Raw genomic sequence first — 11,865 nt, forward strand, 5'->3', positions numbered from 1 at the left:
ATGATCTGAGTACCGCGACAGTAACGCCGACTGGCTTCCTGTCTGGCGTCAACGTTGGCCAAACAACGATAACCGCCATTAAAGATGGCGTCACCAGTAACACAGTGAGCGTGGAGGTCAGCGCTGCGGTCATCACCGCGATTGCGGTCACACCGCCATCGAGTACCTTGGCAAAAGGTCAACTGACACCACTAATGGCAACCGCAACCTACAGTGATACCACTTCCTCCGATGTGAGCGATTCCGTCACTTGGATGTCGGATGATCTGAGTACCGCGACAGTAACGCCGACTGGCTTCCTGTCTGGCGTCAACGTCGGCCAAACAACGATAACCGCTACTAAAGACAGCGTCACCAGTAACACAGTGAGCGTGGAGGTCAGCGCTGCGGTCATCACCGCGATTGCGGTCACACCGCCTTCGGTTTCTGTGGCAAAAGGTCAACTGACACCACTAATGGCAACCGCAACCTACAGTGATACCACTTCCTCCGATGTGAGTGATTCCGTCACTTGGACGTCGGATGCTCTGAGTACCGCGACAGTAACGCCGACTGGCTTCCTGTCTGGCGTCAACGTCGGCCAAACAACGATAACCGCCATTAAAGATGGCGTCACCAGTAACACAGTGAGCGTGGATGTATATACATGTTCGATCACTGGTGCTTCATGTATTGATATATTCGATACTGGGAGTGGGAAGTTGTTTACCAATTCACCATCAAAAATCGCTCTTCATAGCCTAGGAGGAAGTGTCAATAATGGTTTTACGCAAGAAATTGGAACTTCTGGGCCTGCTGGAGATTTCTTTTGGTTCACCTGGGAGAATGCATCTAGATTATGTGCCACATATAGTAACCAGGGTTTAGCAGGACGCACCAACTGGCGTTTGGCAACAAAAAATGAGTTAAAGTTAGAGCTCTTCAAGACATACGGCAATATGTTCAACGCGCGCGGCTGGCCAGTCAGGAGCAGTTACTGGTCAAGTACAAGTCGTGGACCTGGTTTTATAAATGTAAGCCTCAAGAATGGCAACGAAGGGGCTAGTATGGGAGAAGGGGAGTTGTACGCGTCCTGCGTCTCAGTTCCTTAACGTTTAACGTATGAATTCTTGAGCTTCAAACCTATAACCACCTACTTCGGCAGGTGGTTATCTTTTTCGTAGGTGTACACACACACCCAATAGTATAACTAGCTAATAGCAATAGGTTATTTTAAATGGGAATGCTGGAGATAATTTTCAAATTCCTATTCTTCCACTACCCTTAAAGATTAAACTGCTGTTTTTAAACCGGTTTTTCTTATCTAAAACCTCGAAAATCATCTTGCGCAGATGTACTTATTGAGACTTCCAAATAGCGTATACTACACACGCATCGCTACCCCAATTTCACTGCATAGCAGTGGCTATCCCAAAGAGTTTAAATTCTCTCTCCTAACTCGTGAACGTAAAGTCGCTTACCTGAGAAATATCGAACAGGTTCAATTACTTCATGCTCTTTTCGACAGAGCCAAAGTCACGGCATTAAGTTTTTCTGAGTTCAAAGCTGAGCTTGCTCATAGTATTAATCAGTTACGTCAAAATTCACAAAGTATGAACAATGGGTATCATTGTGCGGTTCTTGCTTCAAATGGACATGCTGATTTTTTTTCTATAAATCGCTCTGAAGAGCTAACTCGCCCGTTTAACATAGTAGGAATAATGAACACCAAAGATCTAAAGTAGACTAGTTAAGTTTTTGTTGTTAACAGTTGTTTTATTTAATGTCGTTAAAGCTAGGGATGGTTATCTTTGGCGCTTGCTCTCTCCCTTTTTTGTTGTATTTTGATGTGAGTGTCATTTAAAAGCTAGTAATGGAGGAGAGTTATGCTTTCTCGACCTCTTTACTTGCTTTACACACATATGTCGAATTGTAGTAACAGGACTACTTTGTCTAACGCGTTAGACTTTTTGGTCTCAGATCAAGTTATGAAGTCACACGATCACACTAAATCGCATTTGATAATTAACCTACCTATTAGGTAACAACAAAATATTGTGGAGAGGTTGAACAAATATTTTTAGTCTCTGTCGCCGCTGTTAGGTGGTTTTTTTAGATCTGAAATATGGAGTATTTAATGAAGAAACGAATTTCTATTGGCCAAATAGTGTCTTTTATTTTTGGCGTTGTTCGGGGTATTAGTCTATTGGGAGAGGTTGCTGATTGGGTCGAAGAATTATTCAAATGGAATTGAGTTTTGGTGAACTATTTGTGTTGTCTGTTGGGGTGTGGTGAATAACTGAAAATACAGGTGCACTTTCACCCCCAAATACAGGCTAGAAATAACAAGATTCTTGGACGTACCATCGCGCCAATCGGCTTTGCTTTGCGCTCAGCCACTTATCACCTCTTCATCAATCCAAAAGGTCAGAGACCCGCAGTTAATGAGTGATTGGCTGTATTGCTTCCAGTTGATTGTTTTGTGACGATGTTTAGGCATAGGGCTATGAGAGGTAGTGGACGTAGCTGAACAGATCGTAGGTTCATGATTTAGTTCCACTGAATTACGCAACAAAGCCAATAACAGTAATAGATCAAAACTGCCGAGCTCGGTCAAGATGGTGCCGTTTTTTTACTGATAAATGAACGCTGGATAATACTATTTTAATTATTAAATTGAGGGCGGAATGACGGATACAATATCGCCTTTCTAAAGTCAGATTTCACTGTTATTTCGTTTTACGAATGGCCCTGAATTCCTAAAAGGTGTGGTGACTTTTTAGTAGTGTGATCCATTTTTCACCCCAACCCCTTTTAATATGGGCGACTTTACCTAATAATATAAAGCCTTAGAGAAAGCACAAATTATGCAAGCGTTTAACGAAGTGGCCCTGTTTCCCCTCAATCCAATCCCACACCCTACGGCGCATTGAAATCAATGCAAATGGTTGTCTGTGAAAAACATAAAGATAATAAAAACAAAAAGTTAAAGATATAATAGTCGCTTAAAGTAACGTGGAAAAATTTTCAGAAATTACACTAATTAGCCGATTAAATTTCAATGGATAAATATATTTTTTCAATGATTATTAATTGATCCCTTATAGGTAAAGCGATGAGAGCGTTTTCAAGGTCCTTTAATTGGAAATCATTGAATGTTGATTGAGCCCTTTATTGACAATGCTTGAAGGGTCTTTTATAAAATTAATTGATTGAAATTTCATTTGAATAACAATGCTTTTAATTGGGATTGAGGAGGGCAATATGACACGTTCTTATCCGCTACAAAGTTCTTTACGTGGAAAGTTAGCGCAAGATTTTAAGACGTTTAGGGATAAGGAAGCATTAAGTGATGCAGAGGCCACACGCCAACTTTTGATGTTGGCACTGCGCATCAAACTCAATGACAGTGAGGATGATAGTCCATCGAACCGTGCGTTGATGGAAGAGATTTATCGTGTCGTTCGTGGCTCATCTGCGATCACTGATGTGGTTCATGGACAAACCTTTGATGGTGAAAAATTATTCCGACAACAAAAAGAATCCAAACCCTTTAGGCAACAGGTGAAATCTGATATCGATAATAAAGTCGATGAGTTTCTGGCAGGCAAAAAAAAAGGGTAGTCCATTGGACACCCCTTTTTCTACCGCTCTAACTCTCTATCTAGTTTATTATCTTGGTCATTGTTGTTGTCACGCTCCTGATTAAAATCAAACGTTTTTTGAGGGGAGGGTTCTTTGCTGTCGAAGTGTTCAAGCTCTTTATCTTTGATTTCTTTTGTGTGTTGATTAATATCAGTGTCCGGCTCGTTGGTTAATGAATCATGGTCTTGAGTGGGTGTGTCGAATTCCTCTTTTTGTTGATGCGTTTGTTGATGGTATTGTTCAATACCCTGTTTAATTTCCTCAAGCATATCGTCAGGTGAAACAAACTGAATATTTCTCCCTGAAAAGTTGGCCATGATTTTTTCAACGTTGTTGGGATTTAAATCAGTATTTCCTTGACTCAGTACAATCACAATGTTCTGTCTGAGTTCATCGGTGGAGATATTCTGAATGTCATTCTTATGATTGACATTGATAATGTCGTATTGGCCTTGATGCGCTTGATTAATAATAAAAGCATTCTCGATTGAGGTACTGATGATGGTGGTGTGCAAATCACTGCCTTGATGGAATCGCGTTATTTGTTTGGATTTCGTGCCTAATATCCGTGGGTTGATGTCGAGTGCCGGATCTTTATTTCCTTGCCCGTCTAAATAAGTCACTTCAATCGCTTTTGTTTCTCCTTTTTTATCGTGAATGTTAGTTATCATTGCCGAGTGAAATGTCTGGTCCTCCGAGGAGTACACTGCTTGATGAAAATGAACATGGTCACTCTTAGGGTGTTCAATACCTAATTTATTGAGGTAAGTTTCGGCTAATGTGCCTGTGAGTGGCTGACTGGTTTGTATATATTCTTTCGCTCTCTCTTCAAATTGTGCCATGTGTTTTGGCGTAGTAGTCAGTAATTGTTCATGTTTAGGGTTGGCGGTGAGTTGGTATTTATTAGGATCATTAAGGATGTTGTGGGCTTCTTTCATTGCCTCCTTATAATTTATTTCCTTATGACTCATCATCAAATTGATTAATGAGCCTTTTTCACCGGTGGTATAGTCTTTAAAATACCCTCGATATTCCCCCGTTAATGACACTTTTAGAGCCGATTTACCGATACCAAAGGTTAAATAGTCACGGTCTGATTTAGATGGGTTCGGTTGTCCCAATAGGTTGATGGCTAAGCTTTCGGTGTATTTAGGGAGCGCTTGGTTGATGTGTTCTTTAAATTGGTTGTAGTCAAAATCTCCGTTTCTATTTTGATAACGTACGTCTTCATGAGGCAGAGCTTTGTCATTAAAGTAAGGGGTACTGTGTGGTGCAATGTTTTCGATGGTTTCAATGGCACTGTGTTTATTGACCTCTTTTGATAACCAGCTCTTCATCATCTGTTTTGGGTTATCGGTAAAAAGTTTGACATGAGTGCTCGCTCGGCTCAAATCGATGTAAGCGCGTCTTAAGTTCGTCAGTGCGCCTTTGCCTTTGAGAGTGGTAATGACGTACTGATACGTCGCTCCTTGCGCCATGTCCGCAGTTCTGGTGTAAGCGTAATCCCAATGCCCATCTTTGAGTTGGTTTGGATTGAGGTTTAACGTTTGCCCTTCTTTCGAAAGCGCGGTGATTTCTTCCTTGGTGGCACGGCTGATGGTGTATTCCACATTGGCTTTAATGCCTCGCGCTTTGTCGGTAAAGCGGGTCATGATTTTATCACCTGTTGAAAGCGGCTTTTCTGATTGAGCGAAGAGTGACGTGTATTTGTGGTCTTTGTTACGTGGCAAAAACGGTTTTGTCTTACCTGTATTCACGTCTTGAAGTGTCACCACTCCGTGCTCCGAATCAATGTGGGTAATGATGTCGTACTCTCCTTGCTTGGTGCTTAAAATGAGCCCTTTCTGATAAGGCATCATGGTGGCTAACTCTTCTTTGCTCTCACCTGTAGAGCGCAATCGGGTGGTGATGATGTTCTCTTGGCCTATCTCTTGTGTTTTCATCAGTCCGACACGAATGTGCTCAGTGATGTGGTCACGCTCATTATTCGTGTAAGCAATGATAAGCGTGTTTTCTCGCGTTTCGGGCGTACGGGCAAGGTAGTCCTGTGCTACAGCGTAAGGCAGCTTTTCGGTGGCAATAAGCTGTGCTTTGCTTTGGTCTTTCGCACTCTCATCGAGGGTGGAGATAATATGTTGCGTGCTACCGAGTGTATCAGGGCTTTGCTGAGAGAGTTTATCGAGGGCGCTGTGTGGCTGCTTATCCACAATGTTGTGTACGGCACCAAGCAGTATTTCATTCTTCTGACGAATGATGTCGGTCATAAAAGCCGTATCGATGAGTCCTTGTCTCATGCTCAATTCAAACGGTTTACCGGCATTAAGAGAAAGCAGCTGCTCTTTATCCCCAAGTAAGGTGGCTTTGGAGCCGCTTTGTAATACAAGGTCGGTGAGCTCTTTGGCTTGTTGGTTGCTGACCATGGAGCTTTCATCGAGGAAGAACAGCGTGTTTTTGTAGTCCTCTGGTAAGGTGATGCCACGTCTTAGGTCGGTCAGTAAGCTTTCCAGCGTTTGCGCTTGTATCCCTTTGCTTTCCAGTTCGCTGACGGCGGCGTGCGTTGGTGCAATACCTATGATTTGTGAAGGTGAGTGTTTACTGGCTTGGCTAGCGTGTTGAATCAATTCAATGTTGGATTCGAGTAGGGTGGATTTACCGGTGCCCGCTAAACCTTGCACGGCCACAAAACTGTCTTTGGTCGTTGAGATAAGGGTGATGCCGTCCTTTTGCCCTTGGGTAAGGCGAGGCTGTGCATCGAGATAATCTCTGACTTGTCTGTGGGTGGCAAACGGCTTGTGTTGATTTTTCCCTTGCTCAATGTTCCGCAAGATGTGCTTTTCGGTATCGAGCGCCGCTTGGGTGGTCCAGCGTGTGCCGTCGCTGTATTCGGCAGAGAGGGTGTCACTGCGCTTGGCGAGCTCTGTTTCAATTTGATCTTTGATTATCGGTTGATTGGCCTCTTCAAAAGCGTAACGGATCGCTTCGACGACTAACTCTTTTTGTGTAAACGCCGCTTCTTTTTCAGAAAGATGACTCAGGGCAAAGTTCAACGCTTTCTCTTGCAGTGGTGAATTTTGCTCTTTGTTTAAGAGAGTGAGGGCTTGCTGGATGTCGCTTTTGACGGTGATGGCGGTGGTGTCAGTCAGGTAGCGGTCGTTGACGCTTTGAGTGTGCATCACTCGCTCGATGGCAGAAAGCTTCACTTCGCTTTTCTCAAGCGCGGCCTGGGCTTTATCGGGGTTGTCGGTAAACACATCGATGCGCGCGCTTTTCTCGGTCAGATCATGGAAGAGCGCTTTGGAGAGCGTAAAGGTTTTGCCTGAAATAAGAGTGTGCGGCCTTGGTTCGATATGACTGGCGGAATGCACATAGTCGTATTTTAGTGGTGCGTCTTTCAGGGCTTCAGCGGGGATGGTTTTCGATTCGCCTTGCGTGTCCGTTAACGTCAGGGTTTCTTTAGATAATCCTGTGACCACGTAACGTTCATTGGCGTTCAACCCAGATGGAAAGTGCTTACTGGTGGTTATGAGGCGTTCACCTTGGTTAACTTGCAACGATTCAGGTTTAAAGACCTGCATGTTGAGGGCTTTGAATCCGGTGGAAGCGGGATCGAGGGTGTATTCTTGTCCATCGGTTTTGCTGAGTACATGGACTCGATTGTTTGTCTTATCCGATGTGGAAACCACTAACTCTTTAGGTTTTCCGTCTTCCCAATGGCGAAGGGTCATGCCCGGCTTGTAGTGTTGCGCTAACTCCTGTTGGGGTTTAGACAAATAATGAGGTTGCTGAGTCAACAAGGTGATGCCGCTGCGGGCAAGTTGACCCTGGTTCTGTAGAGAGGTCCGGATCGCGTCCGTCAATCGTCGTTGTTCAACGTGAGAAGTCGCCAGCACTTGTGTGTCTTCTTTGTTTGATAAGTAGGTATAAGCTCTGGCGAGGGTGCGCGTATCACTGTCGTGCAAGGCAACCTTACTGTCTATCTGTTTGCTGTCTACCCAAGAGTGCGAGACGACGTTGCCTTTGCGGTAAAGCTCGATGGCGTTATAGGCTTTAAAACCTTGGCGACTGGACGTGTTGTTCAGCAAGATGACTTTGCTCCCCGATCCCTTAGCTTTTGCGTTTAAAGCGATCAACTCATTCGCGCTCATTTTGTGGGCGCTGTCGACGAGAAGGACATCTTTGTTGGTCATTGGTAGGTCGGAGTGCAACAAACTATGGACAGAGTGACGATGCTCTTCTTGAAACCGGTGTTTTACCCAGGCTGCGACCGTATGACTTTCACGTTGGATGGTTTGGCTATGACAGTGTTTGTCTTTGGCGTTTTGTGACACTAAGTGGACACGTTTACCGACATGGTTGCCGACGTTCAATAGGTTTTGCGCGATTTGCTCACTGTTGCCAAACACATTGACCACATGAAACTGTTTGGTGGACTGGTAAATGTCCGCCACCTTTTGGCAGTTGCCTTGAGTGAGGGTCAGTTTATCTAACGTAGCGTCATTGACGGGAGTACGCATATGGTGCGTACGCCCTTTGCTGGCCGCCATTAACGCTTGTTCGGTTTTCAGCATGGTTTGAGTGGTGTATTGACCTTTCATGGAAAGGGGGAGAAGCGCCCCGTCTTTCACCCATTGGTCTGCGACCACTTTAAGGTCGATTGCATTGGCTTGTACGCCGCCCTTGGTAAACTCGGCCGCGGCTAATTCTATGATCTTTTGCAGTTTTAGTGCCGTGTTGTATTGCCCCAAGTGTTCAACGGCGCGACTAAACGCGTCTTTAGCGATTTGTTCAGGGTGATGCTCTTGTTGAGCGATGCCGAGGGCGTTTTTAACCAAGTCTTTGGGCTGATAGCCTTTGTTGCACACCGTTTGTTGCCAGCGAGTATTGAGCTCGGCCTCACTTTCGTAGGTTTTGGCTTTGCGAGTATCGAGTGCGGCTACATCTTTTGCCGCTTGCGTCCCCCCAAAATCTAAGGCTTGTTGGTCGAGCTGTTGTTTGCGAGTAGAAAACGTATCAAGGAGGATTTGAGGGAGGCCTTTGGCTTCAAATTGGCCGTTACCCAATCCTTGCATTTGATAACCCATTTGTTCGCTCTCTTTGGCAAGCTGACTCTGGTAAAGAGCGGTGTAGTACTTTTGGAAGTGGTAAATGCGCTCGCCTGTTCCATTGATGACGCCGCCTTTTTGTTTGAGAGAAGAGGCGAGTGTACGCAGTTGCCCTTGTTTGTCGCGCGTCATGTTTGCCGTCAAAGCGTGGGAATGGAGTTGTGGGTCGTTTTCACGACTGGTTTTATGGCGCACGACCGCAAAGGCCATGGATTCGGTATTGATGAACTCACGAGCGCCTTCGTCATTGATGTGCGTGGCTTGTGCTACGTCTTTTTCTAATTGCGAGAGCGCGAATTTGACCGCCGTGTTATGCGCATCGATTAAACGTGTGTCACCCCCGACGAGAGCAAGTACACTGACCGATTTTGGCGCAGAAAAGGTTAGGTCAAACCCCGATTTATGATCGTCGCGTTTGCCTTTGATGGTTTCATGGCCTAGGTGTCCAGATAAAACGGACTCTAACGTTTTTTGGTCAACCGGTTTACCGAGTAGGCCTGCTTCTTCGGCTAACTGACCATGCCAAAAGGTGTTTTCATTGGTACTGTTTTCTTTGAGGTAGTAGTTGTCGTTGCTGTCTTTTTCGAGAGAAATGTCAGGGGTCTCTTGGGTGTTTTCTTCGTTTAAGTAATACTTGGCGGCGCCAGAGGCGGATTTAAGAGGGCTAATGGACATCATAAGGTGTTCTCCTTTTTTTGGGGCGCAGCAAAGCCGCCACGTCAGCGGAATGCCGGTGAGTTGGGTGTGGTACGAATGGGTTAGCGGACGGCGTTGATGTGAATGAAAGGGTGGTAAAGGGTTTTTACAGGGGAGGGTAAGATTGTGTTCGGTCTCTAAATGTTCCTTGATGTTTCATTTCGTGTGGTTAATCGTACATCTCGCCCGTTTCTGCTTGTGTCATGGACGCCTCTTCGGTTTCTCGCTGTAGTGCATTTTGTGTGTTTTCAGCGAGCTGTTGGTTTTGGGCAGCGTTATTGGTCGGGTTTTCCTTTTTCGGTGCTTTGGCAAGGGTTTGTTTTTGATGGGTTCTGGTTTGCTGCTGCTCTTCTTCGTTTTCATAGGTACTTTGCTGAATGGCGAGTAATCGGTTTCTTTGGGTTTCATCGAGTTCATGCAAAGCAATTAACTCATGAAAAATCAAGGCTTGGTCGATACTCTCCATTGCTTTCCCGCCTGGTAGGTTGCGTTTGATGAAGGAGGGTTGGAGATTGCTCATGCGGTCGTACTTCAGTTGCAGCTTAGTGATGAGCATGGAGTTAGGGGTGCGTAAGTAACACTCTAAATCATCCAAACCTTGGATTTGGGCAGGAGAAACCACAGGACGCGTTTTGTTTTGGTGGCCAAGTGAGACACCGTCACGCAGTGCGTTCGCCCCGTAAGAAATATTTTCTCGTGAGATATCGATTTCTTGCTCACCAAGATCATCCGAGGAAATGGTGGCCATCGCTTTTGAAGGGGCGCGGAAGAAAAAGCGCGTGTTGAGCAAATCAAAAATGACTCTCGCCGCGTTGCGCCCGTAAGTGGTTTCTAATTGAGCGTAAGATTGCAAACCCAGTAAATAACATCCTCCAAATTTACGCACTTCAGAAATAATGTGCGTGAGTTCAGGCAGTTTATGTAACGTAGGCATTTCATCGATGATCACCCAAATTCGGCGGTCGTCATCGGGCTCCATTCCTAGAATGGCGTTGGAGGCAATCGCAAGCCACATCGAGATCAGTGGTCTGAGTGCGGTGTGTTGTCTTGCGTTACTCGATAGGAATAAAAATCCTTGCTGGGATTCATCTTGCACCCAATCTGTGATCGAAAATGGCGCCCGTTTATGGTGGCCTTGTGCGTCTTTTTCATCCAAACCATGTAAGTAACGTAATGACTTAATGTAAGTCGCTAGTACCGATTTGATGGAGATAGCTGTCTTCTCGATACTTTTCGAGACGAGGGAGCTAGCTTCGGTGTCTTTTAAGTGTTCACCTAGCGTGGAAAGCTCCGACGTTAAGATAATGTGCAGCAAATTTTCAATGGTACATTTGTGTTTGTCATCGATCATCATTTGATAGGTGGTTGCTGCGAAAATGGTTCGTGCGGAATCCACCCAAAACGGGTCGCCTTCGCCGTGTTGCGGAATAAGCGCGGCCGCGAGCGATTCAAAGTCAGGGGCTTCTTTGGCATCACTCCAAATATCCCATGCAGCGCAACGCTCATCGAAGGGATTTAAAATCACGTCTTTATGAGGGTCATAGAATTTACTGACAAAATCGCAGCCTTTATCGTAGATGATGGCTTTATCGCCTCGCGCCCGTATCCAGCGCAATAACTTGCGAATCGCAACGGATTTACCTGCGCCTGTGGTGCCGTCAATCATTAAGTGCTTGACCTCAAACCTATCAACAAAAAGCTTGTGACCATCGAGTGCAAAAGGAGAGAGTTTTTTCTTCTTTTTCAGCTCTGCGGTGACGGCTTTAGGCTCAGCCAATTGAAAGCCGCGAATGTGGTTATCTTCGCTTTGCTCTTGCCCTTTTCTCTTAAACCAGTGGTTGATAATCACAAACAGCACGGTGGAAGTGGCCACAGAGACCAGTAGGCCAATGAACAGGGCTTGCAGCAATTCTTGGTAGCACTGTGACAAGATGGGGTTTTGCAGTTGTTGGCCAAGGGTGCTGCTGTAGCGTTGATCTTCCCATTCGACCACTACGTTGCGCTTTAGGCTAAAACCTAATTTGTTGAATAGCCAAAATAGACTGTAGTAGTAGGCACCGGTTAATGTGCTGGCCGAGGTGAGGAGGTAAGTAGTGATAAGCCCGAGCAAGGCCGCGAAGATATTGAGGTACTTGATTGTGGTTACGTTCACTTGCCACCACATTCGAATGTTATGGAAAGTGATTTGACCACCACGAGTCGTAGACATAGAAAAACTCCTTGTGAAGGAAAACAAAAAAGCGCCCACACTGAGTGAGGCGCTTTTGTTCGGTAGAATGAAATCAGGAATAAGGTGACAGGTTACAAAGGAGGTGTATTACGAGTGCCAAGGCTAAGGGACGACAGAATTGTTTGGTGCTCGCATTAAGATTGACCAGTTTCAAAACGTTTTTGTCGAGTAGACGACACTTGTTACCAAGTGCCGCCCCTCTAAGAACTGTAC

At 45.3% G+C, this 11,865-nt stretch carries 5 protein-coding genes and 1 pseudogene; 3 read left to right on the forward strand and 3 right to left on the reverse strand.

What is annotated here, in order from left to right; translation table 11 throughout:
• Together AB6E78_RS20095 and AB6E78_RS20100 are read left to right on the forward strand one after the other, a co-directional pair.
• Window positions 1-1,091: Ig-like domain-containing protein (locus tag AB6E78_RS20095; RefSeq protein ID WP_372153784.1), on the forward strand; the 1,091-nt coding region annotated here is incomplete at its 5' end.
• A gap of 240 nt (window positions 1,092-1,331) precedes the next feature.
• A complete protein-coding gene (locus tag AB6E78_RS20100) occupies window positions 1,332-1,724 on the forward strand; it encodes a DUF6538 domain-containing protein (protein ID WP_017097354.1) in 393 nt (130 codons plus the stop codon).
• Between the two features lie 653 nt (window positions 1,725-2,377).
• Here the strand turns inward: AB6E78_RS20100 and AB6E78_RS20105 are convergent.
• A pseudogene (locus AB6E78_RS20105) lies at window positions 2,378-2,479 on the reverse strand (IS5/IS1182 family transposase); the annotation flags it as partial.
• Window positions 2,480-3,243: 764 nt separating this feature from the next.
• Between AB6E78_RS20105 and AB6E78_RS20110 the strand changes: the two are divergent.
• The gene (locus tag AB6E78_RS20110) at window positions 3,244-3,603 is read left to right on the forward strand and encodes a hypothetical protein (RefSeq protein ID WP_016800258.1); all 360 of its coding nucleotides are present in this window, start codon (window positions 3,244-3,246) and stop codon (window positions 3,601-3,603) included.
• A 20-nt stretch (window positions 3,604-3,623) separates the two neighbouring features.
• On the opposite strand, the gene traI is transcribed toward AB6E78_RS20110, so the two are convergent.
• Together traI and traD are read right to left on the reverse strand one after the other, a co-directional pair.
• On the reverse strand, window positions 3,624-9,404 hold the full coding sequence (gene traI, locus AB6E78_RS20115; RefSeq protein ID WP_372134120.1) for a conjugative transfer relaxase/helicase TraI: 5,781 nt from the start codon (window positions 9,402-9,404) through the stop codon (window positions 3,624-3,626).
• Window positions 9,405-9,591: 187 nt separating this feature from the next.
• Entirely contained in the window at window positions 9,592-11,631 is a 2,040-nt protein-coding gene (gene traD, locus AB6E78_RS20120; protein ID WP_016800260.1) for a type IV conjugative transfer system coupling protein TraD, read from the reverse strand.
• Window positions 11,632-11,865: the final 234 nt, after the last annotated feature.

Origin of the sequence: Vibrio sp. 10N.247.310.98, from assembly GCF_041467395.1 — a bacterium.
In the GTDB taxonomy this organism is placed as follows: Bacteria; Pseudomonadota; Gammaproteobacteria; order Enterobacterales; family Vibrionaceae; genus Vibrio; species Vibrio crassostreae_C.

Coding starts and splice junctions, on each gene's coding strand:
- AB6E78_RS20110 (WP_016800258.1), top strand. CDS start 3,244: ATGACACGTTCTTATCCGCTACAAAGTTCTTTACGTGGAAAGTTAGCG.
- traD (WP_016800260.1), bottom strand. CDS start 11,631: ATGTCTACGACTCGTGGTGGTCAAATCACTTTCCATAACATTCGAATG.
- AB6E78_RS20100 (WP_017097354.1), top strand. CDS start 1,332: ATGTACTTATTGAGACTTCCAAATAGCGTATACTACACACGCATCGCT.
- traI (WP_372134120.1), bottom strand. CDS start 9,404: ATGATGTCCATTAGCCCTCTTAAATCCGCCTCTGGCGCCGCCAAGTAT.